The 25,890-nt window shown below is 46.5% G+C and carries 22 protein-coding genes; 13 read left to right on the top strand and 9 right to left on the bottom strand.

The genetic code is table 11. The features are described 5' to 3' along the window. Positions 1–123: 123 nt before the first annotated feature. From DN752_RS02120 to DN752_RS02170, 11 genes are all read left to right on the top strand, one after another. A complete protein-coding gene (locus DN752_RS02120) occupies positions 124–2,031 on the top strand; it encodes a TonB-dependent receptor plug domain-containing protein (RefSeq protein ID WP_112782448.1) in 1,908 nt (635 codons plus the stop codon). 190 nt (positions 2,032–2,221) lie between these two features. Next, a complete protein-coding gene (locus tag DN752_RS02125; protein ID WP_112782449.1) occupies positions 2,222–2,572 on the top strand; it encodes a DUF5522 domain-containing protein in 351 nt (116 codons plus the stop codon). Positions 2,573–2,675: 103 nt separating this feature from the next. Continuing rightward, positions 2,676–3,185, top strand: coding sequence for a bifunctional adenosylcobinamide kinase/adenosylcobinamide-phosphate guanylyltransferase (locus DN752_RS02130; RefSeq protein WP_112782450.1), 510 nt, complete (start codon positions 2,676–2,678; stop codon positions 3,183–3,185). Positions 3,186–3,229: 44 nt separating this feature from the next. After that, positions 3,230–3,964, top strand: a complete 735-nt coding sequence (locus DN752_RS02135) for a Dph6-related ATP pyrophosphatase (protein WP_112786393.1) — start codon at positions 3,230–3,232, stop codon at positions 3,962–3,964. Further along, positions 3,961–5,010 carry a nicotinate-nucleotide--dimethylbenzimidazole phosphoribosyltransferase gene (gene cobT / locus DN752_RS02140; protein WP_112782451.1) on the top strand — a complete coding sequence of 350 codons (1,050 nt, stop codon included), beginning with the start codon at positions 3,961–3,963 and terminating at the stop codon, positions 5,008–5,010. The genes DN752_RS02135 and cobT overlap by 4 nt, the downstream gene beginning before the upstream one ends. 24 nt (positions 5,011–5,034) lie before the next feature. Next, complete coding sequence (locus tag DN752_RS02145; protein ID WP_112782452.1) at positions 5,035–5,841, top strand: adenosylcobinamide-GDP ribazoletransferase; 807 nt, start codon at positions 5,035–5,037, stop codon at positions 5,839–5,841. Further along, positions 5,826–6,359 carry an alpha-ribazole phosphatase gene (gene cobC, locus DN752_RS02150; RefSeq protein ID WP_112782453.1) on the top strand — a complete coding sequence of 178 codons (534 nt, stop codon included), beginning with the start codon at positions 5,826–5,828 and terminating at the stop codon, positions 6,357–6,359. The genes DN752_RS02145 and cobC overlap by 16 nt, the downstream gene beginning before the upstream one ends. Before the next feature lie 183 nt (positions 6,360–6,542). Continuing rightward, on the top strand, positions 6,543–7,379 hold the full coding sequence (locus DN752_RS02155) for an ABC transporter ATP-binding protein (RefSeq protein WP_112782454.1): 837 nt from the start codon (positions 6,543–6,545) through the stop codon (positions 7,377–7,379). A gap of 4 nt (positions 7,380–7,383) precedes the next feature. After that, positions 7,384–8,229, top strand: a complete 846-nt coding sequence (locus DN752_RS02160; protein WP_112782455.1) for a hypothetical protein — start codon at positions 7,384–7,386, stop codon at positions 8,227–8,229. A gap of 2 nt (positions 8,230–8,231) precedes the next feature. Beyond that, positions 8,232–8,609: a GntR family transcriptional regulator gene (locus tag DN752_RS02165; RefSeq protein ID WP_112782456.1), complete on the top strand. Its 378-nt coding sequence runs from the start codon at positions 8,232–8,234 to the stop codon at positions 8,607–8,609. Continuing rightward, complete coding sequence (locus tag DN752_RS02170; RefSeq protein WP_112782457.1) at positions 8,596–9,267, top strand: hypothetical protein; 672 nt, start codon at positions 8,596–8,598, stop codon at positions 9,265–9,267. Before DN752_RS02165 ends, DN752_RS02170 begins: the two co-directional genes overlap by 14 nt. A 443-nt stretch (positions 9,268–9,710) precedes the next feature. Here DN752_RS02170 and DN752_RS02175 read toward each other — a convergent pair whose 3' ends face one another. The 5 genes from DN752_RS02175 to DN752_RS02195 all read right to left on the bottom strand — a co-directional run bounded on the left by DN752_RS02175 (position 9,711) and on the right by DN752_RS02195 (position 14,878). After that, positions 9,711–10,739 (bottom strand): SMP-30/gluconolactonase/LRE family protein, encoded by a 1,029-nt coding sequence (locus tag DN752_RS02175; RefSeq protein ID WP_112782458.1) that lies wholly within the window; start codon positions 10,737–10,739, stop codon positions 9,711–9,713. A 4-nt stretch (positions 10,740–10,743) separates the two neighbouring features. Further along, positions 10,744–12,066: a GntP family permease gene (locus DN752_RS02180; protein WP_112782459.1), complete on the bottom strand. Its 1,323-nt coding sequence runs from the start codon at positions 12,064–12,066 to the stop codon at positions 10,744–10,746. 279 nt (positions 12,067–12,345) lie between these two features. Next, positions 12,346–13,506 (bottom strand): galactonate dehydratase, encoded by a 1,161-nt coding sequence (dgoD, locus tag DN752_RS02185; protein WP_112782460.1) that lies wholly within the window; start codon positions 13,504–13,506, stop codon positions 12,346–12,348. Then, entirely contained in the window at positions 13,499–14,134 is a 636-nt protein-coding gene (locus DN752_RS02190; RefSeq protein WP_112782461.1) for a bifunctional 4-hydroxy-2-oxoglutarate aldolase/2-dehydro-3-deoxy-phosphogluconate aldolase, read from the bottom strand. Before DN752_RS02190 ends, dgoD begins: the two co-directional genes overlap by 8 nt. A gap of 3 nt (positions 14,135–14,137) precedes the next feature. Next, positions 14,138–14,878: a FadR/GntR family transcriptional regulator gene (locus DN752_RS02195; RefSeq protein ID WP_112782462.1), complete on the bottom strand. Its 741-nt coding sequence runs from the start codon at positions 14,876–14,878 to the stop codon at positions 14,138–14,140. 439 nt (positions 14,879–15,317) lie between these two features. Between DN752_RS02195 and DN752_RS02200 the strand changes: the two genes are divergently transcribed. Both DN752_RS02200 and DN752_RS02205 read left to right on the top strand, forming a co-directional pair. Then, positions 15,318–18,152 carry a glycoside hydrolase family 2 protein gene (locus tag DN752_RS02200; RefSeq protein ID WP_112782463.1) on the top strand — a complete coding sequence of 945 codons (2,835 nt, stop codon included), beginning with the start codon at positions 15,318–15,320 and terminating at the stop codon, positions 18,150–18,152. Positions 18,153–18,461: 309 nt separating this feature from the next. Continuing rightward, positions 18,462–19,088, top strand: a complete 627-nt coding sequence (locus tag DN752_RS02205; protein WP_112782464.1) for an HPP family protein — start codon at positions 18,462–18,464, stop codon at positions 19,086–19,088. A 770-nt stretch (positions 19,089–19,858) separates the two neighbouring features. Here the strand turns inward: DN752_RS02205 and DN752_RS02210 are convergent. From DN752_RS02210 to DN752_RS02225, 4 genes are all read right to left on the bottom strand, one after another. After that, entirely contained in the window at positions 19,859–21,373 is a 1,515-nt protein-coding gene (locus DN752_RS02210) for a sulfatase (RefSeq protein WP_211324119.1), read from the bottom strand. A gap of 209 nt (positions 21,374–21,582) precedes the next feature. Beyond that, the gene (locus tag DN752_RS02215; protein ID WP_112786395.1) at positions 21,583–22,716 is read right to left on the bottom strand and encodes a family 43 glycosylhydrolase; all 1,134 of its coding nucleotides are present in this window, start codon (positions 22,714–22,716) and stop codon (positions 21,583–21,585) included. After that, positions 22,706–24,160 carry a sulfatase family protein gene (locus DN752_RS02220; RefSeq protein WP_112782465.1) on the bottom strand — a complete coding sequence of 485 codons (1,455 nt, stop codon included), beginning with the start codon at positions 24,158–24,160 and terminating at the stop codon, positions 22,706–22,708. The genes DN752_RS02215 and DN752_RS02220 overlap by 11 nt, the downstream gene beginning before the upstream one ends. A 269-nt stretch (positions 24,161–24,429) precedes the next feature. After that, positions 24,430–25,884: a RagB/SusD family nutrient uptake outer membrane protein gene (locus DN752_RS02225; protein ID WP_245949427.1), complete on the bottom strand. Its 1,455-nt coding sequence runs from the start codon at positions 25,882–25,884 to the stop codon at positions 24,430–24,432. Between the last annotated feature and the right edge of the window lie 6 nt (positions 25,885–25,890).

A 25,890-nucleotide genomic window follows, 5' to 3' on the forward strand; every position in this document is an offset into this window, starting at 1 on the left:
GAAGTTCCATGCGGGCAATGTACTTCTTCATTGCACACATGAAAATATCTTTAGCGCTGAGGATATTTTCACAGTTTTCCCAGAAAGTTCATAGTGTCCAATTATTAACGCATTAAACACGCTATGAACAAACACATTATTTCTTTTCCAAAAAAGAAAGGACTACTTCCCCTTCTTGTAGCAGGCATTTCCCTTTGGACTGCTATGGCCAATGCACAAGATGCCCAAGACCTCGATGAAGTCGTCGTGACGGGTACCAAATTTGAAATCCCGGTCGAAAAATCCGGAAAGACGATTTACAAACTCAACCAAAAGGACATTGAACGGAATGTGGGAAAAACCATCCCCGACTTGCTCAATGAGGTACCCGGTATCCAAATAGACGGAAACTACAGCTCTCCGGGGACCAATATCAGCTATTTTGTCCGTGGTGCCAGTAGTAAGAATACTCTCATCCTCATCGACGGCAATCCTATCAATGATCCCTCACTGGCAGACGCCACCTATGACCTGAGACTCCTTCCGCTGGATCAAGTGGAGTCTATCGAAGTGCTCCGTGGTGGACTGAGCACGCTTTACGGTACCGGAGCCTCCGCAGCCGTGATCAATATCAAATTAAAATCAGGAAGCAAAACCAAAAAATTCGGTGGATCTGCTGACTTCAGCGGCGGATCTTTTAATACCTACCGGGGAAACATCAGCCTAAACGGCCAAACGGAACGATTCAATTACTTGGTGTCCGGAAGCCTTTACAATTCGGAGGGCTTTTCGTCAGCCTTGGACACTACAGCCGCCGCTGCCTACGGCAAAGATGGCATCAACCGAAAAGACCTTATGGTCAAAATGGGCTATGCCTTTTCGGGTCGCTTTAAGCTGGATTTTCTTACCGCCTATGATGACATGGAGGCAGATTATGATAGTGGACCCTTTCTCGATGCAGACAACCAGCAGACCAGCAACCAGCTGCGATTTGGCCTAAACCCTACTTATCAATATGCCAACGGTAGCATCAAACTTAAAACTGTTTACAATATCAGTGAACGGGAATTTATCAGTAGCTTCCCTTCAGAATACAAAGGCAGAAACCTTCAGCTCGACCTGACCCAAGAGCACCAGATCGTCAGTGGGCTGAAAGGGCTTTGGGGAGTCAATCTCCAACAATTATCCTACGAACAACCGGGAGAACTGGCTTTTGACAATAACCAATTCACGCTGCTGGATCCTTATGCTTCTTTCTTCTATGAAGCGGCCAGTGGCTTCAATGTCCACGCGGGAGCCAGGGTAAACACCCATTCGGAATACGATGCCAAATTCATCTATAATGTCAATCCAAGTTACCTATTTGAAGTTTCTGATCAAGTGACCGCAAAGATCCTCGCATCTGTGGCTACTTCTTATGTCACGCCTACCCTCTATCAGCTCAATTCTCCCGACTACGGAAACGATGCGTTGAATCCCGAGGAATCACTCAATTATGAACAAGGAATCTCCTTTTATGTAGGCGACGAATTCACCTTTAACCTGGTGCATTTTACCCGTGACGAATCCAGCCCAATTGAGTTCGTGTCCTTGTTTGACGAGACCGGAAACTACATTGGCGGTGAATACCAAAACACTACCGATAAACGGAGAGTGGAAGGCTTCGAGGCAGATTTCACTTGGATGGTCAACCAATACTTCTCCATGTCTGCTAATTTTGCACATGTCAGTACCGACAAGCCCGAGACCTTTTACAGGGTACCAAAAAGCAAGTGGGGGCTGGTATTCAATGCAAGTCCGGCAGAAGACACCCAAGTGACCTTAAAATATAACTTTACCAGCCAAAGAACAGTCTATGACTATGGTGTGGGAGGAGCATTTGACCTGGACAGCTATGGACTGGTGGACTTATTTGTACAGCAAGCCGTCTTGGACAATAAACTGAATATTTATGGTGGAGTGAACAACCTGCTGGATGAAGACTTTACTGCCATCTATGGCTATACCACCAGAGGCAGAAACTTCAGCATCGGAGCGCGATATCAGTTTTGAGATGTGAGATTTGAGTCTTGAGATGTGAGTAGTGAGTCTTGAGACAAAAGGCCTCGTTCCCCCTTTTAGGGGCTAATCCTGATCCCTGTACTGAACGTATCGAAGGGTGAAATCAGGAAAGTATAATAAGAAAACTAGATGGATCGCCATATGGTTTATAATGTAGTAGACTAATGAAAAGGCATACACAATGAACAAAGAAAAGCGCTGCCCAAATTGCCAAATAGCTTTTGCCTGCACGACGGAATGTTGGTGCAGTGCTTTTCCTCCTATTGTACCACTGGAAGAAAACCAGGGTTGCCTGTGCCCTGACTGCCTAAAGTCCGCCATACAGGACCGCATCAGCCACTGGACAGCACACCTCGACGCCAAAAAGATCAAAACGATCCAAAAAATGGGGAAGCCCACTTCACTGATCGAAGGCATCGACTATACGGTCAATGAACAGGGGTTTTATGTGTTTTCAAGCTGGTACTTGCTCCGGCAGGGGAAGTGCTGTGGAAACGGCTGCCGAAATTGCCCTTATCCCAAAAAGACTTGATGCCTAACTATAAACCGGGATAAATTATGAATAAGAATTCACAACTTTCATGATAAATGACCATGCTGACCATTAACCCAACCAGTTAAAAACCTCCCACACCATGATCCACTACATTACAGGCGGTGAACGCTCAGGAAAAAGTAAATACGCCCAGCAGTTGGCCGAGAGGCTATCGGCATCCCCCGTTTATCTGGCCACTTCCAGAATATGGGACCAAGACTTCCAAAAACGGGTGGACAGGCACCAATCTGACCGGGATGAACGCTGGACAACCATCGAAGAGGAAAAACACCTTGGCCAAGTGGATGTTTCCGGCAAAGTAATGGTACTGGACTGCGTGACCCTTTGGCTGACCAACTGGTTTGCTGATTCAAAAAGTGACATCGAAAGCTGTCTGGACAGTTGTAAATCGGAAGTTGACCAGTTGTTTTCGACTGCCCAAAAAGGTACCTTGATCATCATATCCAATGAAATCGGAATGGGACTCCATGCCCAAACGGAAGTAGGCAGAAAATTCACCGAACTCCAAGGCTGGATCAACCAGTACATTGCCCAAAGGGCCGATAAAGCCACCTTTATGGTGTCAGGACTTCCATTAGAACTGAAGTGATGATTGGGCAATATGGGAGATACGAAAAAAAGAATAACCGCATTATGATCAAAAGCATATTCAACTGGAGTGGTGGCAAGGACAGTGCATTGGCCTTATACCATGTCATGAACGACCAGAAAATCCAAGTGGACCGCTTGATGACCACGGTGAATGACCATCATCAGCGGATTTCGATGCACGGTGTAAGAAGGGAATTGCTTCAGGCGCAGGCCAAAGCGATTGGTCTTCCCGTGGATGAGCTCCTGCTTCCTGAAATGCCCAGCATGGATACGTACAACCAGCTTATGCATAAAAAAATGGAAGCAATAAAAGGTGCCGGCATCACACACAGCATTTTTGGCGACATTTTTTTGGAGGATCTCAAAAAATACAGGGAAGACAAACTGGCAGAAGTTGGTTTAAAGGCCTTGTTTCCACTTTGGAAGAGAAACACTACTGAGCTTATCCATGAATTTTTGGGCCTGGGTTTTAAGACGGTAGTCGTCTGCGTAAAAGCCGACCTGGTACCCGAAGAATTTGCGGGAAGGGTGATAGATGAGGAATTTTTAAAGGACTTGCCCTCGACAGTAGACCCCTGTGGGGAAAATGGGGAATTCCACACCTTTGTGTATGATGGGCCGATCTTCTCGTCACCGGTACCCTTTGCCCTGGGCGAAAAAGTGATGCGAAGCTATGAAGCCCCAAAAGACAAAAAAGATGGCTGCTACTCCCCTTCCGATGAGCAGCCAAAAGAAATTGGTTTTTGTTTCCAAGACTTATTATTTACAGGAAAATGATAGCTATTAATATTTCGCCAATAGACCATTCGCTCGAAAAAGCACTCCAGCAGAAAATAGACCTTAAAACCAAACCCATCGGTGCGCTGGGCGATCTGGAAAGCCTCGCTCTCCACATTGGTTTGATCCAACAATCACTCACTCCTTCGCTAAGGAATCCACATATGCTGGTATTTGCCGGAGACCATGGGATCGCCAAAGAAAACTTGGTCAACCCCTATCCCCAGGAAGTAACCTACCAGATGGTCATGAATTTCCTCGGCGGGGGAGCAGCGATCAATGTGTTTGCCAGACAACACCACTTGGCACTAAAAGTCATCGACGCCGGTATCAACTATGATTTTGGCGATCAGCCCAACTTGGTCCATGCAAAAATCGCCAAGGGAACAGCCAATTACCTCAAGGAACCGGCCATGACAGAGGCGCAATGCTTGGATGCACTACAAAAAGGAGCCGAACTAATAGAGCAGATTGATCGAGATGACTGCAATGTAGTCGGCTTTGGCGAGATGGGCATCAGCAACACCTCTTCTGCAGCCCTCATCATGCATACCGTATGCGGTATTCCTTTGGAAGAATGCGTAGGAAAGGGCACAAGCACTAATGACGATCAACAAAAAACTAAACTTCAAACACTCAAAAAAGCACTTAATATACATAACAAAATCGATAGGGATAATGCTATTCAAATTTTGAGTACCTTTGGTGGCTTTGAAATAGCCCAGTTGTGCGGTGCTATGCTAAAAGCGGCGGAAAGAAAAATGGTCATATTAGTGGATGGATTTATCACCACCGCAGCTGTACTGATTGCCAACGAACTTCATCCCAACTTCCTTTCTTACTGTATTTTTAGCCATTGTTCGGGAGAAAGAGGCCACGCCGCTATGCTCGACTATCTCAAAGCAAAACCACTGCTCCATCTAGGCATGAGGCTCGGCGAGGGTTCTGGCGTTGCCATAGCCTATCCGATAGTAGCTTCTGCATGCGCCTTTCTTCATGAAATGGCCAGCTTCGATAGTGCAGGGGTAAGCAAGGAAAATCACTAACGACTACACCTTTTAAAGCACCTCATGAGAAAAGAACTACAGGCTTTTTTTACGGCATTGATGTTTTACACGCGGATTCCCTGTCCGTCATGGGTGGACCATTCGGAGGAATACCTGCAACTATCCAGAAAATATTTCCCATTTATCGGGTGGATAATCGGCGGCGCCTCAGCCATCACATTGCTATTGGCCTATCAGGTCTTACCGGTCACCATTGCCCTGTTTTTATCCATAGTGACTGGAGTAATCCTTACCGGAGCATTTCATGAAGATGGATTTGCCGACACCATGGATGGATTTGGTGGTGGATGGACCAAGGAAAAAATCCTCCTGATCATGAAAGACAGTCGGATTGGCACTTTTGGAGGAGTTGGATTGATTTTCATTTTTACCATCAAATTCCTAGGGCTGATGGAGTTGGCCAAAATCATTCAACAAAACAGCTATAGCTTTGAGTTTTACCAATGTATCATCGCTTGTTATATCTCAGGACATTCGGTAAGCAGGTTTGTTGCCCTTACTTTTTTCAAAACACACCAATATGCCAAGATAAATGATGAAATCGGCAGCAAATCCAAGCCCATTGCCAAAGGAAACTTCCCAACAAGGGACTTGTTTGTCGCTTCCGCTTTTGCCTTTCTCCCCTTGGCACTCTTCCAAAATTATGCGGTTTTCTTGGCCATCATTCCGTGTTTTATCGCCAAATGGTGGATGGGCAGATGGTTCCAGAAATGGATCGGTGGCTACACCGGAGATTGCCTGGGAGCTGTCCAGCAAGTCACGGAAGTCGTTTTCTATCTGAGCCTACTCATCATATGGAAATTTATCTGATCCGCCATACCAAACCCGATATTGCCAAAGGAATTTGTTACGGCCAGACTGATCTTGCGCTGGCGGAGAGTTTCGCGGAAGAAACGGACATCATCAGAACAAAACTGAAGGGACAAGCCACTTCATTGGCGATTTTCAGCAGTCCCCTACGCCGCTGCGCTGCGCTGGCCAAAGCCCTTTTTCCCGAAGTCTCCATAACCGAAGATCCACGTTTGATGGAATTGGATTTTGGCTCTTGGGAGATGCTTGCTTGGGAGGCTATTCCCAAGGCAGAAATCACCCCTTGGATGGAAGACTTTGTCCAAGTCCCCTGCCCTTCAGGAGAAAGCTATCGGCAGCTTTATGACCGCTGCGTGGCCTTTATCACCGACCTCCAACAGCAAAAAACCGACAAGGCCATCATCATCACCCACGGAGGCCCCATTCGCGCCATCCACGCCCATTTCAATGATATCGCCCTGAAAGACTCCTTTTCACTGAAAGTGGAGTATGGGGAGGTTTTAAAATTGAAAGGTTGAAAAATTGGGTGATTCACCCTCGTTACAAACGAAGACGATGATAGAGCAGGGCATTTGGCGTGCCCTAAATAAAACAGCCATTTCCCATTCCCCTTACAACTTTCTCTCGCAACTACTTGCTTTTCAAAAAATAAAGTCATTTATCTACTGTCATAATACACTATGACACTAAAACAGTAGATAATGATTTTGTTAAACCAAATGAGTTTTGCTTACCGTAAGCAAGCTCCACTTTTCGACCAGATGGACTGGGAAGTCCAGCCCGGTCAGGTCATTGGGCTCCTAGGAAAAAACGGCGCTGGAAAATCCACCCTAATGGGACTTTTGGCAGGACTCTTAAAGCCAACATCCGGCGACATCCAAGTCAATGGATATCGGCCTTTTGGTCGCTCTCCCCTTTTCTTGCAGGAGTTGATTTTATTGCCGGAAGAGAACTTCCTTCCAGAAAAAAACACCATTCAGCGATACATAGGCTCACTGGCACCTTTCTATCCCCGCTTCGACAGGGAAAAAATGAACCAGTTGCAAAAGGATTTTGACTTGCCCTATGATCAGAAGCTCGGGAGCATGTCCTTTGGCCAGCGTAAGAAGTTCCTGATAGCTTTTGCCATTGCTTCGGGCTGTAAGCTTCTACTGCTGGATGAACCTACCAATGGCTTGGACATTCCTTCCAAAAGCCTCTTCCGGAAGATTGTCACAGCCAATATCGAGGAGGATCAAACGGTCATCATCAGCACCCATCAAGTGAAGGATGTCGAAAACCTCATTGACCGGGCAGTCATCGTCAACCACGGAAAGGTAATCTTCGATGAGGAAATGCTCTCCATTAGTGACCAATGGTATTTTGGTTTTGGTCCACAGGCGGATGAACACAGCGTATATGTAGAGAAAAGCATGGGAGGCTATCATTACGTGGCTCCTCTGAAATCCGCCCAGCAACCCTCCCAGATTTCCCTGGAATTGCTCTTCAATGCGGTCATCAACGATCGGATCCGTACTCCCAACACCATAAACGCCTAATCCCATGAAAAAAGAAAATGAATTCTTCAGCTTTAGCAGGTTTATACAACTGCTTAAATACGATTTTCAAAACAATCGATTTCATTACCTTACTGCTATTCCAGGAGCTATGTTGGCCCTTGGTATTATTTTATGGGTATTTTTCCCTGATTTTCACCTATCGCATGAACCCAGCTGGCGAGCTACCAACTTTCTTCCATTTATAATATTAGGGTATTTGATTTTTGGAATCCTCATCGCTGGCAATAGTTTTCCTGGCTTTAAATCTAAAACAGCTACCATAGGTTACCTGACATTGCCTGCTTCCACTTTCGAGAAATTCACGGCACAGTGGGTAATACGGATTCTACTGTTCATGGTCCTTTACCCCTTGATATTCAAGATCACCGCTAACCTCACAGCATCGCTATATATGGCCTTCCATAGTCCTCCGACAGCATCAGATTTCGCTGGCCAAATTGAGTACTTTACATTTGTAAAAGCATTCGATTTAGATCAGCCGGATAGAGCTGTTAACTTCTTTATCTGTACAATTGTAATTAGCTTCCCCACCCTAGGTATTTCATTGCTTTTTTTGACAAGTACATTTTTCAAAAAATGGAATGCGCTGCTTGGGCCTTTGAGTATACTTGTCCTTTTATTTGTAATACTATTTTACAACGTCACTATTTTTCACCTATTAGACCCCTTCAACAGTATTTTCTTGGGAAATGAAGTCAAACTCGAACATCCTAAAGTAATTAATAATACAGTTCCATTGGTTTTCTTTTCTGCCGTCTGCCTAGTTATTTTGCTATGCTTCATTTGCTGGCTAACCACCTACTTCCGCCTAAAAGAAAAACAAGTATAACCATGGAATTCAACGAATCCAGAAATATCTTCCTCCAGATCGCTGACTGGCTCTGTGACCAAATCCTCCAAGAGAAATTTGCTCCTGGCGAGCGGGTGCCTTCTGTCCGAGAGCTCGCAGAAGACATGGAAGTCAATCGCAACACGGTCATGCGTACCTATAGCATCCTCCAAGATCAAGAGATCCTGGACAATAAACGCGGCATTGGTTTCTTCGTAGCAGAAAAAGCCCCGCAAAAGATCCATCACCGGCAAAAAGCCGCTTTTATCGAACATGAGCTTCCCCTGCTGATCCACCGGGTACAAGTCCTTGGGCTTTCGGCGATGGATTTAAAACCACTTTTGAATATTTTAGATGAAAACAATCATGAAAACAAGTAATAAAATCCTTTTCGGCTTTGTGTTGTTTGCCTTGGTAGTACAGACCACCTGCATTGTCATCGCCAATAACAAGTCAAATGAAATAAATAAAAAAACTCCTGAAATACTCAAAGAAGTAGCCATGGACCGACCCATCTCCACGCTGAGCATCGATGCCGACTCTTGGGTAGATCTACATAAGAGCTCCGAGAACCACATAACAATAACAAGCCGAGGAGCTAAGCCTGAAGGAAACTACAATATCACTTTCTCCAATGACACCTGCTATATCCATTCATCAAAAGATGATTGGCGAGATAATATCCTGGTTAAGGTAAATTCAAACGATATCAAAAACATCATTATTAGAAAGGCAAATCGCACGACCGTTTATGGAAATTATGATTCGCTATTTGTAGATAATTGGGGATCCCGTTTCCAAATCTCCCAAAACAGCCATGTAAATTACCTCAATATCCACGGTATAAACCGTTCCGATAATGAGTTGGCCAATATAGACTTCCTTGACCTGGATTTACGAAATGCCAAAATCAATGGCGAAAACATCAAAAACCTGAACACCATAAACCTTCAGGACAAAAGTGAACTTATCATAAAAGGCATACCGACTTTTACAGAACTCAAAAAAGACAAAAACTCTAAAATCACGTTTCAATAGCTTTCTCAATGTGTTAAATTTGCTGTGCCCCAACCATCCTCGTTACAAGCCCCAATCATCCTCCTTTGTAACGAGGATGGTACAGCAGGGCATTTGAAGTGCCCCCAACGGCAACCGGTACCTTCAAAGATCATCACCTTTGCTGTTCGGGATTTGCAATCCCGAACCAAGATAATGGGGATTTGAAATCCCCCTATGCCCTATGTGAATTCACAGACATCACTAAGAACATAGGTTTTTAGCAACTTACAGACGTTAGCCTAACGGCTATGGTCTGTCGCTAGGTCGAGAAGTATGGCGAAGCAATCTCGTTTTCAAATGAGAGTGATTACTTCACTCCGCTGTTCCTGCATTTGCATGAAGTAATGATATGGATTTAATAATCGATACAGGTCAATAGAACTCGTATAATCCGTGGCTACATTTCGCACAAAACCAATCATTCACTTCAAATCAACACGCAAAATATCCCCATCCGCTGTCAGGTAAAGCCGCCGGTAATCGGCAGAAAAAGCACAGTTGGAAGTCAACTGCCCTGTATGGATCTTTGCCAGCACCTTGCCTCCGAGGTCAAAAACCCAAACTCCTCCAGGCCCAGTGGCAAACAAATAGCCTGCTGGATGCATCTCCATTCCATCCGGAAGGCCATTAGCTTCCTTGGCTTTTTCGGTAGCATCAAAGAACAATTCACGCTTTCCTACCTCACCCGACTCTTCTATCGCATAGCGAAACCAAGCGGCTTTTTTCTTATCTGAATTGGCCACAAACAGGTATTTTTCGTCTGGCGAAAGCGCTATTCCATTGGGCCTGGACAGTGAATCCACCAAGATCAAATCCCCATCATGCTTTAAACAATAAACACCCTGAAAAGACAATTCCTTCCCCACATATTGGGGTGGCAACCCATACGGAGGATCGGTAAAGTAAAGATTGCCTTCCTGATCAAAAACACCATCATTGGGACTGTTGAAGCGCTTGCCCTTATAGCTGTCTGCCAAACTGGAATACTCGGAAGATGGCGCATTCAGACCCGCCTTCATTTTGGCCACCCTTCGGTCTCCATGCTGCATCAGCACCAATTCCCCTTCATTGCTCAATAGCAATCCATTTGAACCTGGCTCTTTTCGTTTAGTTCCGTTCCCCGTATACCCAGAAGGAAAAAGGTAAGTACTGGTATCACCCTCTATGGTCATTTTATAAATCTTGTTTTGAGGTATATCGGAGAACAACAAGTAGCCTCCTCCTTCCTCCACCCAAAGCGGTCCCTCCACCCAGTCAAAGCCAGAAGCCATCCGCTCGATTTTGGCATCCGGCGAAATCACCTTCAAGGCTTGATCATCGAGGATGTTGATGGAAAAGGGTGAAGTCGATGCTGTTGTGGGTTGGTGTTGTATATTTTTGGATGTTTTGTTGGTTGAGCAGGCCATTGCTGCGCCAAGCAAACTTCCCATGAGAATTGGTTTTATGTTCATTTTCTTAAGCTATAATTTGAGAAATAATATAAATCAAGAACATGGCACTTACGCCAAAAACAAACGTACCTGCCGTCTGCACTTGGTACCCTTGCTTCACGTTCATTCCGGTCAGCTGGGTAAGTACCCAGAAAAAGCTATCGTTCACATGGGACGCCACCGATGATCCCGCTCCAATGGCCAACACGGTCATGGTCTGCATAAAAGCACTGTCAAGCCCCAGAAAGGACATCAATGGCGCACAAATAGATGCCGTCGTCACCAAGGCCACGGTACTGCTTCCTTGGGTGGTCTTTAGGCAAGCAGCCAAAAGAAAGGGCACAAAAAGCCCCCATTTTGCCCCTTCAAATCCTCCTGTAACCGCCTCTGCCAAGCCTGATTCCTGTAGCATTTTACCGAATATTCCGCCTGCACCGGTAATGAGAATGATCGGTGCAGCCACTTTCAAGGATTCGCCTATCCAGCCAGATGAAGAAAAGACGGTTTCATCCAGCTTTTTGGGCAATAACAAGGATAGGATCACTCCTACCAGCAACGCCATTACCGGTGTTCCCAAAAACAAGAATATGCGCACAAGAAAGCCATTTCCCGGATTCACGGTAGGGTATTCCAGTACCGATTTTACCAAGATCAATAGCAGGGGAATTAAAATGGCCAAAAGTGATTTCCACAAGGGAGGCTGTTCCTTAGCGGGAGTAACCACTTCTATCAAAACGGGGACACGGAGCTTATCGGCTACTTTTCGGGCATAAAAATAACATGGCACAAGAGCGATACTGCTCACCAATACCCCCCAAAGGATTACATCGCCCAAGTTGGCACCCAGAATCCCTGCCGCGGCAATTGGCCCGGGGGTGGGTGGTACCATCACATGGGAAGCCGTCAGTCCCATCGCCAAGGCCGCTGTCGTTCCGGCAAAGGACACGCCTGCTTTTTTTGAAAGCATCTTGTTCAAGGGGTTCATCATCATCAGGGCACTGTCCGCAAATACCGGTATAGACAGCACGTACCCTGTGAGCATCATCGCCAGGTGGATGGACTTTTTCCCGATCAACTGCAATATCCGATTGGCCATGACCAATGCCCCACCCGACTTTTCCAGGATGGTACCGATCGTCACACCAAAAAGAATAATCAAGCCGATTTTTCCCAAAATCTCCCCAAAACCTATATTGATCGCTTCTACCATTTGCTCGGCGGACATCCCTGCTGCAAAACCATAAGTAAGTGCTGCCAGCAGTAACATAAAAAAGGGATGTACTTTAAATTTGACGATCCCCGTAATCAGTACCGCCAGCGAAAGGATCAAAGCAATCAAATAGGTCATTGGAGTTTAGGGTTATGGGTTTTAAGGTTGTATGTTGTAAGGTTATAAGGTTGAAAGGGTTGGTAGCGTTCACCTATCGATTTAGCAGCTCCCTTCCGTTCCCTTCGGCTACGCTCAGGGAGCGGAAGGGAGCGGAAGGGAGCGGAGCCGCGGGTCCCTGAACGTACGCTGTGGATCCCTGAGCGAAGCCGTAGATCCCTGAGCGGAGCCGTGGGTCCCTGAGCGTACTCTGTGGGTCCCTGAGCGGAGCCGAAGGGGCACTTGTACTTAATACTCCCATCACCATTCGGCAAAGTTCCCATCGGTATTTCTCCAAATGGGGTTGGCCCAGCTGTGGCCTATTTTCTGTCCTTCCCGCAATTTGTCTTCATCCATCTCCACACCCAGTCCCGGTCGATCAAATAGCGCGATAAATCCATCTTTCAGCTCAAAGACCTCTGGGTTTTTGACAAAATCCAACAGGTCAAAACCTTGGTTATAGTGAATTCCCAAGCTGCTTTCCTGGATGATTGCATTGGCAGAGACAAAATCCACATGCAGTGCTGAGGCCAAAGAAATCGGCCCCAAGGGACAGTGCGGTGCCAAGGTAACATCATAAGCTTCCGCCATGGCAGCAATCCTGCGCACTTCGGAGATTCCACCAGCGTGGCTCAGGTCCGGCTGAATGATATCCACCACGCCTTGGTGCAGGATTTCCTTGAAATCCCACCGTGAAAACATCCGCTCTCCCGTGGCAATGGGAATGGATGAATAGCTATAAATATGCCTTAAAGCATCGTTGTTTTCGGCCAGTACCGGCTCTTCGATAAACATGGGGTTAAATGGGGTCAACTCATCAATGAGCCGCTTGACCATGGGCTTATGCACGCGACCATGAAAGTCAAGGCCAATATCCAACTGGTCACCAAAATGCTCACGAATCAACTGTATATTTTCGACCACTTTCTTTGTCTCCTTGACAGAAGAGACCCAGTCCATCTCACCGGTAGCATTCATTTTGACGGCTTTGTATCCGGCATCCACCTTTTCTTGCGCTTGTTCCAAAACCACCTCGGGATGGTCTCCTCCGATCCAGCAGTACATTTTCATCTTTTGGCGCACCGCCCCTCCCAGCAGTTCATACACCGGCACGTTCAGGTATTTGCCTTTGATATCCCAAAGTGCCTGGTCGATGCCTGAAATCGCACTCATCAGGATCGGCCCTCCACGGTAAAATCCACCCCTGTAGAGCACTTGCCAAATGTCCTCGATCTCATTGGCCTGTCTTCCGATCAGGTATTGTTCCATCTCCTTGACACATGCCGCTACGGTGTCTGCCTTTCCTTCTACTACTGGCTCCCCCCACCCGATCAATCCTGACTCGGTGGTGATTTTTACAAAAAGCCATCTTGGCGGCACTTTGAATAGTTCAATACGTGCAATGGCTAACTCCTTATTCATATTGTTTTATTTTTTCTACGTACTTCCTGGCATTGTGGGCGACTATCTCTTCGGTGAGCTTCAGTCCATCGATATGTGTCAATACACTGCCCAAGCCTAGCCCATCGGCCCCTGCTTCCATCCATTTCTCCATGTTCTCCAAATGGATACCTCCAACGGCAAAAAAACGAACCTTATCAAAAGGTGCTTTGATCGCCTTTAAATAGCTCGGACCAAAATTCCCTGCGGGAAATAGCTTTATAATATCTGCCCCCTGTTCTATCGCTGCACCTACTTCTGTGGGAGTCAATGCGCCCATGACGACCGGAATATCGTGATCATGTGCTACAGAAATGACTCCAGCATGGGTGTTTGGGGAGACCAAAAACTGCGCTCCCGCATCTATGGCCTTTATGGCCAAATCCCTGTTGGCCACCGTTCCGGCACCGATCAAAATGTTGGGGTATCGCTTCCTGTTTTCCTTGATCATGACTGCAAAGTCAGGACTGTTGGTGGTGATTTCCAGCACCTTGATGCCTCCTGCCACTAGCCCCGCGATCAACACCGGAACGGTATCTGCATCATTGACACGGACGATCGCTATGAGTTTCTCCTGAAGGATAATTTCAGCTATTTCTTCTCTGTTCATACTTTATGCTCGATCAATGGATTTGGTAAAATGAAGGTAGTTTTTGCGGGTATCATGCAAATGCTTTTCCATCGCTTCCTGAGCTCCAAAAGGATCTTGCCGGATTACTGCTTCCAAGACATGCTGGTGGTGCTTGAGCATATTGGCTTTTTCCGCTTCCAGGTTCCCGGATGCGGGTTTGGCAAAGACATTCATCTTGAATTTTGGCATCAGGCTAAAAACAGGGCTCAGCAGCAATTCCAGCACGCTATTATCCGTAATGGAAAGTAGAATCCGATGAAAGTCGTTATCCAGTTCTGCTTCGGTCTTTTTATCTGCCAATTCACAGTCCCTCATCGCTATCATATTTTTCTCCAACAGCTGAATATCTCTTTCGCTACGCTTCATGGCTGCTTCAGCAGCGATTCTGGGCTCTAGCACACGCCTCGCCTCTATCGTCTGCAACATCAAATCCTTGTCGGAGGAAAGTTCAAAGAACATATTTAGCATCTCCGAGGCATTCTGGACGCTCACTTCTGAGACAAAAGCACCACTGCCTTTTTTTACTTTGACCATTCCACGTGCAATTAGCGTCTTAATGGCCTCTCTAATGGCAGTCCTACTGACATTAAAAATCTTGCATAGCTCATTCTCCGTGGGAATCCTTTCCCCTGGAAGGTATTTCCCTTCCTTGATGGATCGCATCAGGGCTTCCTCCACTTGGGCACTCAGGGATTTCCGTTTACCTATCTCACTAAACTCCATGTATAAATGATTTTCTCCAAGGTATTAATTTGTCATACATCATACAAGTTATGCCGGTTTAAAAATTGTAGGGATGGTTTTCTCTTTAATTTCCCAATCCAATCCCCCCCTCGCAAACTCCTGACTTCACCCTTTGACACCCAGAGGACAGGACTCAGGAACAGTTTATATGGAGTCAAAAACTCAACAAGACTCAACCCTTGCCAATGCTAGAGCAAAGCTCCACCAAAACCACTTACTAAAACCTTCTAATGTTCCTCCTTGCTCCAAAACAACCCCACCTAACCTCCCCTAAAAGGGGAGGACTCAATACATTTGTCTCAAATCTCAAGTCTCACTTCTCAAGACTTAATACTACCTCCCCCCCAATGCAGAACAGTTTTCCGGGAACTATGTGTTTTTTTTGAGTGAAATTGGTACTTACAACCCATAACATTCAATGACAATAAATATGATACCCCAACGCATGCAAGCGTGTGTAGCCAAATCGACATGGTTACTTTTTATGTTCATGGCCTTTGGCCTTAATGCCCAGCAAACAGAGCAACAATTCCTCAGCGGTACCGACAGCAAAAACACCGTAGAATGGGATTTTTTCTGCACTGGAGGCAGAAACAGCGGTGAATGGACCACGATCAATGTCCCTTCCCATTGGGAACAAGAAGGTTTTGGCACCTATAACTATGGCCGAGATTATGTGACATACGGCAAAAATTTTCAATTTGCCGATGAACAAGGCAAGTACAAACACACTTTTACCGTACCGGAAGATTGGCAAGGCAAAACCATCGAACTGGTTTTTGAAGGCTCCATGACCGATACGGAAGTAAAAGTGAACGGGCAGTTGGCTGGTGATATCCACCAAGGCGCCTTCTACCGATTTAAATATGACATCACCGACAAACTCAAATTTGGCGAAGAAAACCTTTTGGAAGTCACCGTGAGCAAAATGTCAGCTGACCATTCGGTCAACCGTGCCGAGCGATATGCCGATTACTGGATCTTTGGCGGTATTTTCAGGCCAGTTTACTTAGAGGCCATGCCAAAGCAGCATATCGCCCAAGCGGCCATCACAGCCGAAGCGGATGGCTCATTTAGCGCAGAAGTAACCCTCGAAGGCTTGGAAAAAAATGCCGAACTGGCCGCCACCATCACCGATCAATCCGGTAACGTCGTCAGCCAATTTATAACCAATGCTAAAAAGAATGACAAGAAGGTCGTTATTTCTGATAAATTGGACGAGGTAAACACTTGGACTTCAGAATCGCCCAACCTCTACCACCTTACACTGAGCTTGGAGCATAAGGGAGAACAGCTACATAAAATCCATGAGCGTTTTGGCTTCCGAACCATCGAGATCAAACAAGGTGATGGCATTTATGTGAATGGCACCAAAATCAAACTCAAAGGTGTCAACAGACATGCTTTCTGGCCCGAAACGGGGCGGTCTTTGACACCAGCAATCAACCTAAACGACGTCCTCTTGATCAAAGAGATGAACATGAATGCGGTGAGAACGGCACATTATCCTCCTGACCCTTCCTTTTTGGACTACTGTGACAGCTTGGGGCTATATGTGATGGACGAACTGGCAGGATGGCAAAATGCCTACGACACGGCTCCAGGTGAGAAATTGGTCAAAGAACTGGTCGAGAGAGACCTCAACCACCCTTCCATCCTCTTCTGGAGCAATGGTAATGAAGGCGGTACCAACAAGGAATTGGACGATGATTTTGGGATGTACGACCCTTCGGGACGGCCGGTGCTTCATGCCCATCACCGCCCTGGCAATTCCCACAATGACGTGGACACTGACCACTATGAAAATTATAAAAGCCTTCAAAGCAAACTGCAGGACACACTCATCTACATGCCTACCGAATTCCTCCATGGCCAAGATGATGGTGGTGGTGCTTCCGGGCTTACTGATTATTGGGAGCTGATGTGGAAATCCAAGATGTCAGCAGGAGGCTTCCTTTGGGTGCTGTCCGATGAAGGCATCATCAGAACGGACATTCACAACAAAATCGACGTCAACAGGCTCAATGCCCCAGACGGATTGGTTGGTCCGTTCCGTCAGAAGGAAGGCAGCGTTTACGCCATCAAAGAGATTTATTCACCCGTTCATATTGCAGCCATTAATGATATTGCTACTTGGGACGGTGTACTTCAGCTCGAAAACCGCTACCATTTCACCAATCTTGCCGAGGTCACCTTCGACTGGAAGTTGGTAACGTTTAATGCCATCGGGAATCCCCAAACCGGCTATAAAACGCTGCAATCAGGCCAACTTCAAGGTCCAGACTTGGCACCTACTGCTTCTGGCACGCTACAGCTGCCTTTACCGTCCAACTATAATGAGCAAGATGCGCTGATGCTCACCGCTACCGACCCACATGGTGAGGAAATCTACACCTGGTCTTGGCGTCTACAGCCCAACCGGCAATTGATCCAAGAAACCATCATGGCCAAAGGAGATGAAGCCAGCAAAGTAGAGGACAAAGACAGCGTCTTGACCATTAGCGGAGGCCGATTTGCCTTGACGTTCAATAAGGCCGATGGAAAGCTGATCAACATCAAGAAGCCATCCGGCCCAGAACTATCCTTTGGCAATGGCCCAGTATTCACAGAAGGAGAAATCAGTGTCAACGACGTCTCCTATGAAGAGAAAGACGGTACAGCCGTGTTTAGGGTAAACTATGATGGAGCAATGAAATATGCCGAATGGAGCATTGCCGACAATGGCTGGGTGACGCTTGATTATGAATATGAATTACCTGAAGGGGATTATGCTTATCCGGGCATCAGCTTTGACTACCCCGAGGCCAATGTCATCAGTGCCAAGTGGCTGGGCAAAGGACCTTTCCGTGTATGGAAAAACCGCCCTCAAGGAAGATTTGACCTGCATCAAAACATGTACAACGACACCCACACCGGTGCCACTCCATGGGAATACCCTGAATTCAAAGGGTACTTTGGCGATGTAGCCTGGATGGAAATCAACACCGCTCAAGGGAAGTTCTACGTGGTGGCCAAAGAGCCCAATCTCTACGTCCGTTTATTTGACTTCTATGGCATATCAGGCCCCAAAGGTCACCCTGCATTGCCCAACGGCGACATTTCCTTCTTGGACGCAATTCCTGCTCTGGGTAGTAAGCTCGCACTTGGGATCACCGGAAATGCCGGGGTCTATGGCCCAATGGGCGAAAACACCCATATGGATGGCCCTGTCAAAAGAACATTATATTTCTATTTTGGCATACTGCAAGACTGACCAATAACTACCATCTATCACTTAACCACCAAAGGGGCTACCTCATAAGTTGTCTTTTCGATGCTTAGGAAAATCTCAATACAATTTCTTTAGGAATTTGTAGTTGGGATGCCTTTCCTAACCGCATCGGAGCCAGACGATTCCGACTTATGGGCGTAGCCTCTTTTTGCTTTTTTGCACTTGATCCTATTTCTATACCATTACCATGGGTTATGATCGATAAAAATAAGAATGGGCTGGTAACCCAAAGTTATAGGCCAATTACCAAAACCTTCTTTATTTTTGCATTGCAATCAATGTAATCCACCAGTGAAAAAAGTCAATCGAGGATATCGAAAAGCCCGTTACGTAGTTTACAAGCAAACCATTCTTAACCCCATCGATCATCTTTGGACATTTTTGGGTGGCTTTTTGGGGATCGGTTGCATTGCTTTTATCCAGTCGGAACTGCATCAGTTTGGGGCATTGGAAAAGGTTTTTCTGATTGGCTCCTTTGGTGCTTCGGCAGTGTTGGTTTACGGTGCCACCAACAGTCCCTTGGCCCAGCCTCGAAACCTGATCCTAGGACACACGGTCAGTGCTTTTGTAGGTGTTACGGTGATGAAGACTATTGGCCAACTGGACATCTTCTGGCTGACCTGTGCCACGGCGGTTTCCCTGGCCATCATCGCCATGCAAATCCTAAAAGCACTCCATCCGCCTGGCGGAGCCACTGCCCTGATTGCCGTTATCGGCACCCCTAAAGTAAAAGAACTTGGCTTTTTCTATGTGCTCAGCCCAGTATTTACTGGTGCGCTCATCTTGCTATTGATCGCTCTCTTGATCAATAACATCCCCAAAGACCGCCACTATCCCTACAATCCAAAAGTATCTCCCTATATGGGAAGAAGAAAAAAGTATTGGCACAATATTCAGCGGACACTGGGGATTCGGTAGTTTTTTTGGTATGTGGTATTTAATATATGGTATGTAGTATTTGGTATGTGGTATTTGGTATGTCGTCATCGTATTTGGTACCTCGTACATTGTACTATGAGGCACACTGTCCACCGTTAATGGTAGCATCCCAGGGCAAACGCATTTAAAAAAAATATTCCTATTTGCATTTATATCTGCCGTTCCTACGGAACTTACACTTTTGTGTGTAATCATTTTTTGTTGTCACCTGCACCTTCTATATGGCCCTCCGCCAAAGGCGGATTAGGCAGGATGCTCAGTTGCTAATGCATATTCAGGGTATAACCTCAACCAAATCAACTCATCATTCTTTCAGCCCATCCCGCCATTCGGTAAGATAGGCTACTGCGGTTTCCAATGTACAAATCGGGGCAAAGTGCCAGCGGCACGATAAATTTTGTAACCTGCGGATTCATCCGCAGGAGCTTAAGCTCTCCTCAACCTCCCGAAGGAGTGCCAGCGGCACGGATGATAGCTATGCCTACACGAAAATTGTTTCCCTTCAAAACACTAAACGCGTTTGCCCTGGGTAGCATCCAATGTATTTGGCTATTGAAATAGGTCACACAAGCTTAGGCGTAAACACCAGCGCGGAGAGCGCATTCTCATTGACAGCATGCATGCCTTGCTCCTATAAAATCAACGATCATAAACCAAGGCCAAGTTATCGGATACTGCTCGCCGGTAACTTGGCCCTCAAAATTGCTTAGTTTTGGTCCCGTTCATTACTTTTAGTCACGAAAACCAAGTCACGGGAGCCTTTTTGCTTTTGGATATTGGTTCAGTTTTGCTACTAAGGCTTTGATTACTTCTGGATTTTCTGCCGCAATGTTCTTCGTCTCTTGATCATCTTCCTGATAGTCATAAAGTTCATAGATCACTTCTTTACCTTTATCTTGCGTATGCGTCCAGCGCACCATTCTATAGCGGTCCGTTCTAATGGCTTCGCCCAAATATCCTCCACGATTGTAGGCATGGTAAGCGTGGTCCTTGATGATGGTCTGGCCATTGCTCAAGGTCGGTGATAGGTCTATACCATCAATCGGCTGAGGGCCCTTAGGGCGATCCAAACCTGCCAGAGAGGCCAAGGTCGGGAAGATATCCACTGTTTCGGCAAACTGCTTGGTACTGCTTCCACTGGCCGTCACACCAGGCGCCCTGAAAATGATCGGAATTCGATTGGCCTGCTCATAGTTGGTGTGCTTGGTCCAGATGGCGTGATCTCCTAGGTGCCACCCATGGTCACCCCAAAGCACCACAATGGTGTTTTCATCCATATCCAATCGCTCCAATTCCCTCAGCACTTTGCCCACCTGGGCATCCATATAGGTCAAACTGGCATAATAGCCATGAATCAGCTTTCGCTGCAAATCATCTTCATAAATGTGCTGATGGTTAGGAATAGGAAAAAACTGGTTGATCTCCCCTCCTCTTTTGACGGCAAAATCAGGAGCTCCCTCGGGGCCTTCTTCAAATTCTGCTAACGGAAGACTTTCCGGGTCATACATGTCCCAGTATTTTTTGGGTACACTGAAGGGCAAATGCGGACGGGCAAAACCTACCGCCATAAAAAACGGCTGGTCAGTATCCTTGCTCAGGTCCCGTAAGCGGTCAATGGCATGGCGCGCCACACGTCCATCAGCATACGCTTCATCGGTCACATCTGGACTTTCCCACGCCGCTCCCCTTGGCAGTTCATGGTTAGGCGGAGTCCCTTCGATGTACATAGGTGTGTTTTCGAAAAAAGCCTCTTCACGGGTCAGCTGTCCATTGGTGCTTTCTGGATCCACATATTCAATCACTTTTTCTTTCCAGTGAGGAATACTCCAGGAAGCCGCGTCATTGGTATTGCCATGGCCGATATGGAAGACTTTGCCCATGGACTCGGCATGATAGCCTGCCGACCTGAAATACTGCGGCATGGTCACCGCATCGGGAATGACATCTCTAAATTCCTTGCCAAAATCATATAGCCCCGTGCTCGTAGAGCGAGCGCCCAAGATCAAATTATAACGGCTGGAAACACAAACAGCCTGATTACAATAGGCCTGGTCAAAGCGCATCCCGCTATTGGCCAATCCGTCAATATTAGGACTGATGGCATGCTCATCTCCATACACTCCCAAATTAGGCTTGAGATCATCCACAAGGATCAACAGGATATTGGGCTTTTCTTGTTGTTGGGCCATCGCTGAGGTCGCTGCAAAAAGCAGTATCACCAAAGGAACCCAACTCTTAATTACTGTTAAACAACTCTCTTTCATAGGATATTTTTAGCTTAATCTTTGTTACTTTTTTAAAGCTTCATAACTGACTCATAATCTATTGGTCTTCGTCATGGTCTCCCCGGCTATAATTACGAGAAAGAAGAACGACAATGAAGCCATCTCATCTATCGAACATGAGATTGCTTCACTCCACTACCGTTCCGTTGGCAATGACATTTTTTTATCATTTTATGGAAACCTCGACCCTACTCAAACTGCTGTGCTTCATCGGGCCCAGGTTGGGCATAATCAGGGTCAAGTGCACGGATATAGATTTCACCATCATCCAGCACCTTCACTTCTAGTGGTACAATGGTCGTCCCCTGTTCATTGATGGTTTGGGCAGTTTGTCCTAAATCCTTGTTTTGGACACCTTCTTTGTCAACTGGCGGTACATTTCCATTGTAAAATGCCGTGCACCACCACCTTCCTTCCTTGTCCTGAAAGGGAGTGCCATGTCCCAAAAAGCGTCCAACAAACTTCCTTGGCCCATAAGGCCCCGTGATGTTATCCGCCGTGCAATAATAAAGGTTATAGGATCCTTTCCGCATCTTGTCAGTAGACCAAGCGGTACCAAAATGCACGTATTTATCTCCTATTTTCCTTAAGGTCGCTCCCTCATGACCGATTACCCGATCAGAAGGGTCGATCCGTTTTGGCTCGGCTGCAAGTCCAGAGAAATCCGGTTGGATAGGTGCTATGAAGGTATTTCCCCAAAGCAAATACCAAGTACCGTCATCGTCTTTGAACAAACTTGGGTCATGCTTGTTCCGCATATCATCCCCCATGGGAAAGGAAAAAGGCCCAGACATGTCCTCACCTTCGGAGACCGCTAGGTTGGCTCCTCCCTTTACTGGATCTGGAGAAGTGTGTACGTAGATCCACTTGCCGTCTACATGGTACAGTTCAGGCGCCCACAGCCTCCAATCGCTGGCCGGCTTTTCGTTCAGTTTATCCGGCATTTTTTTGGCCCAATAGCCTTCCGCAAGGTCAAAAGGCTCCCCAAGCGACTCCCAATTTAGCAGGTCTGCACTTCTCCAGACCCTGATCTTATGCCCCACTATACTAGGAGTACCAAACAACTCCCTATTTTGGGCATCTAGGCCCGTATTATAAGGTTCTGTTTCCTCTCGCGGATCATCGGGCAAGGGTGTAGTTCCTGTCAGGTAGTAATAGCCATCATTGTCCAAATAAATATAAGGATCGCGAATCCATCCTTCTTTCAAATAAATGGCCTCATCATGCTGCTCAAAGATGGCTTTCTTTGAATGCTGCCCGCAACCTGATAATGCCAGTGCTCCTCCGAACAGGGCTAATACAACTTGCTTCTTAATGTTCATTTTTACGTTCTTGTATGGTTGTTCCATTGGGTTTGGGACCAGGAAAGTAGTAAGGCTGCTTGTACAGCTTTTGCTCATCGCCTTGTGCTTCCATCCAGTGGTCCAATTGCTTTTTCATTTTTGCCACTAGGGGCTGATATGCCGCTTCATTGGCGAGATTGTGCTGTTCGTTGGGGTCATTGGCGAGGTCGTAAAACTCCACTGCTGGACGGACAAAATACCGCTGGACCACCGCAGCGGCCAAGGGATCCTGAGCGGCTTGCTCCTCCCAACTGTCCCAAAAAGCTCCCGCTCCGTCCTTACGCAAAATATCCGAATGATTGGTGTGATAGGCATTGGGTGTCAGGTTGATGATGAGCTTGTATCGCTCATCACGAATACTGCGCATCGGATACACGTTGAAGTTGCCATCACCAGTGTGGGTGGTGTAGATTTCATCCCTAAAATCATTGGTATTCCCTTTTAGCACTTCCAAAAAGGACTTCCCGTCCAATTTTTGGGGAATTTCACTATCTGAAACATCCAGCAGTGTGGGCAAAATATCCACCCAACTGACCATCGCACCTGTTCTGGATCCAGGGGTAATTTTACCAGGCCACTTTACGATTAATGGTGTCCGGATACCGGCATCATACAGGTTCCACTTCCCAAATGGCCACTGTGCTCCATGGTCACTGGTAAAGAGTGTAAGGGTATTGTCTCCCAACATGTCATCGAAGTAATCCAAAACCTGGCCCATTTCACTATCCATTCCGCTCACATCGGTATAATACCGCGCCCGATGCTCTCGAGTAGTTTTGGTGTTAATATAATAAGGGGGCAAGTCCACTTCCCCGGGATCATACTCCAGCTTATCGGTCCACCAAACATGTGGCCTCCGGTCTCCTACAAAAATGCAGACAGGCCCTTCTACCTTGGTACTATCAAAGTAACCGCTGATATTATCGTACAGGTTTACCTGCTCATCATGGTGAAAGTCAAAACCGCACTTTTCATTCCCTCCATAATGGGCGACCTTTCCAAAAGCAAAAACGGAATAACCATTGTCCTTAAGCTGGTCGATCAAATACGGAATAGCTGGTTTGGGGTATGCATGATTTACCTCTGCGCCATTCCTGGCCGGCATCAGACCCGTTAACAAAGCAGCCCTACTTGGTGCACAGGAAGGTGACGCCACAAAAGCATTGTCAAAGGTCATTCCTTCTTGGCTCAGTTTTTCAAGTATTGGCGTCTTCACCACCTCTGCTCCATACACCGACACATCCAAATACCCAAGGTCATCGGATAGATAAACGATCATATCGGGTTGTTGCCTAGCTGCTGATTTGGGAATGATGAAAACACTCAACAGCAAGCAATATCCACAAATGGATATTACACGCCAAAGGCCTCTCGAAACAGGCTGAATAAAGGTGGTGGTACTTTTTAGGTTATTTGGTTTCATTGTGTAATGGTACTGGTCATTGGTCTAAAATTTAAAGATGCTGATTCCATCGCTGGATAGCTGCCATAAATCTTTCAATTACTATCAAAAATTCGTCAAAACCGCTAATTATTGGTAGGATAGGCTAGAAAACAGGTATGTCATTAAGCCTACCTGTTCCCTAACAACCCCACCTAACCTCCCCGCCGTGGCGGGGAGGATTCTCATGTCTCATGTCTCAATACTCAAGTCTCATATCTCCAGATTAACATCTCAAGACTAGTCTCCCCTTAATACCCATCATTCTGCACCAGCATCTCATTGGCATCTAGGGCCGCTTGGGGAATCGGGAAAAGCACATGGGTAGGCTTGGCATTGGTAACTCCCCGATCAATGGCAGAAGACACAAAAGTCCCCATCCTGATCTGGTCTTCACGGCGTTTGCCTTCGGTATAAAACTCCCAAGCCCGCTCATTGAGCAAGTGCTTCCTTAATTGTACAGTAGAAGTGAAATCACTCAACTCCAACGGATCCAGCTCAGCCCGCTCCCTGACCATATTGATCAGATCGATAGAGGTTTGATTAGGGCCATTCAGCTCATTGAGGGCTTCCGCCCGGCTCAGGAGAATATCCGAATAGCGCACTCCTGGCACATCATTACCATGCTCATTGCCAAGTCCATTGGGATCAGGCCAATATTTCAAAGAACGGGTATTGTTGTTGTTCAGCAAAGAAACGGTATTTCCTTGGCCATTGATATAGCTGTCGATGATCAGGTCCATTCTCGCATCGCCTTCTTCAAAGGAATTGTAAAAGCTATCATACAATCGGTACTGTGCTGCCCAATTCCTCCAAGAGGTCAAGAAAGTCAATCCTGTTTTGGGATCGTTGGCAAATCCTTCTGGAAATGCCCCATTGATATAGTTGTTTCCGGGACTATTGGCGATCTGGGGATATGCTAGGATAAACTCCGAATTTCGCTCGTTTTCTACCCTAAAAAGCATCGCATAATCAGGATACAGACTATAATCCCCCATATCCATCACCTCCTGGGCCATATCGGCAGCTTTTTGCCATTGTTTGGTATTGAGATAAAACTTTGTCAAAAGTGCTCTGGCACCTCCGTTTGTGGCACGGCCATAGGCTTGTTCTTCACCTGGTGCCGGCAGACTGGGAATCACCGCAAGCAGCTCTGACTCTATAAACTGCCGCATATCTTCTTCCGAAGGTCGAGCCAAGTAAATTTCATCATCTGGACTTTGCCGTAACGGCACCGGACCAAACCAAGAATGCAGATAGTAATAGCTCAACGCCCTTACAAATCTCGCTTCAGCAGCATAAGTTTGTTTCAGCTCATCTCCAATATTGGCCGCTTCCACATTTTCCAATACTACATTGGCATTTCGGATGGCACGATATGGCTTCAACCACATATCACCGTACATCCAGCCCACCGAGGCATCCCAGGTGAAGTCGATCATCAGGACGGCAGTCCGGTTTTCACCTCCGCCAGTTTCCCATTCGATATCGGTGCACCATTCTTCGATATTCCGCACGCTGTGGTGGGAGTAGCCGTTTAGGTATCCCTCTGCATAGGCCGCGTCCAAGGTGGATTTCATTCCCTCTTGGGTGGTAAGGAAATTTTCCGGGGCCATTTGGGAGTATAGTTCCTCGTCCAGCATATCCGAACAAGCGCACATCATTCCCATCCCCAGTGCGATCAGTTTATATTTTAGTATTTTCATTGTTTT

The organism is Echinicola strongylocentroti, from assembly GCF_003260975.1.
GTDB classification, from domain to species: domain Bacteria; phylum Bacteroidota; class Bacteroidia; order Cytophagales; family Cyclobacteriaceae; genus Echinicola; species Echinicola strongylocentroti.

Excerpts from the sequence above, each read along its gene's own strand:
- DN752_RS02195 (WP_112782462.1), bottom strand. The coding sequence starts at position 14,878 with ATGGAGTTTAGTGAGATAGGTAAACGGAAATCCCTGAGTGCCCAAGTG.
- DN752_RS02215 (WP_112786395.1), bottom strand. The coding sequence starts at position 22,716 with ATGAACATTAAGAAGCAAGTTGTATTAGCCCTGTTCGGAGGAGCACTG.
- DN752_RS02165 (WP_112782456.1), top strand. The coding sequence starts at position 8,232 with ATGGAATTCAACGAATCCAGAAATATCTTCCTCCAGATCGCTGACTGG.
- DN752_RS02180 (WP_112782459.1), bottom strand. The coding sequence starts at position 12,066 with ATGACCTATTTGATTGCTTTGATCCTTTCGCTGGCGGTACTGATTACG.
- DN752_RS02200 (WP_112782463.1), top strand. The coding sequence starts at position 15,318 with ATGACAATAAATATGATACCCCAACGCATGCAAGCGTGTGTAGCCAAA.
- DN752_RS02155 (WP_112782454.1), top strand. The coding sequence starts at position 6,543 with ATGATTTTGTTAAACCAAATGAGTTTTGCTTACCGTAAGCAAGCTCCA.
- DN752_RS02220 (WP_112782465.1), bottom strand. The coding sequence starts at position 24,160 with ATGAAACCAAATAACCTAAAAAGTACCACCACCTTTATTCAGCCTGTT.
- DN752_RS02225 (WP_245949427.1), bottom strand. The coding sequence starts at position 25,884 with ATGAAAATACTAAAATATAAACTGATCGCACTGGGGATGGGAATGATG.
- DN752_RS02160 (WP_112782455.1), top strand. The coding sequence starts at position 7,384 with ATGAAAAAAGAAAATGAATTCTTCAGCTTTAGCAGGTTTATACAACTG.
- DN752_RS02210 (WP_211324119.1), bottom strand. The coding sequence starts at position 21,373 with ATGAAAGAGAGTTGTTTAACAGTAATTAAGAGTTGGGTTCCTTTGGTG.
- DN752_RS02175 (WP_112782458.1), bottom strand. The coding sequence starts at position 10,739 with ATGAACATAAAACCAATTCTCATGGGAAGTTTGCTTGGCGCAGCAATG.
- DN752_RS02135 (WP_112786393.1), top strand. The coding sequence starts at position 3,230 with ATGATCAAAAGCATATTCAACTGGAGTGGTGGCAAGGACAGTGCATTG.
- DN752_RS02130 (WP_112782450.1), top strand. The coding sequence starts at position 2,676 with ATGATCCACTACATTACAGGCGGTGAACGCTCAGGAAAAAGTAAATAC.
- dgoD (WP_112782460.1), bottom strand. The coding sequence starts at position 13,506 with ATGAATAAGGAGTTAGCCATTGCACGTATTGAACTATTCAAAGTGCCG.
- DN752_RS02120 (WP_112782448.1), top strand. The coding sequence starts at position 124 with ATGAACAAACACATTATTTCTTTTCCAAAAAAGAAAGGACTACTTCCC.
- DN752_RS02190 (WP_112782461.1), bottom strand. The coding sequence starts at position 14,134 with ATGAACAGAGAAGAAATAGCTGAAATTATCCTTCAGGAGAAACTCATA.
- DN752_RS02170 (WP_112782457.1), top strand. The coding sequence starts at position 8,596 with ATGAAAACAAGTAATAAAATCCTTTTCGGCTTTGTGTTGTTTGCCTTG.
- DN752_RS02145 (WP_112782452.1), top strand. The coding sequence starts at position 5,035 with ATGAGAAAAGAACTACAGGCTTTTTTTACGGCATTGATGTTTTACACG.
- cobT (WP_112782451.1), top strand. The coding sequence starts at position 3,961 with ATGATAGCTATTAATATTTCGCCAATAGACCATTCGCTCGAAAAAGCA.
- cobC (WP_112782453.1), top strand. The coding sequence starts at position 5,826 with ATGGAAATTTATCTGATCCGCCATACCAAACCCGATATTGCCAAAGGA.
- DN752_RS02125 (WP_112782449.1), top strand. The coding sequence starts at position 2,222 with ATGAACAAAGAAAAGCGCTGCCCAAATTGCCAAATAGCTTTTGCCTGC.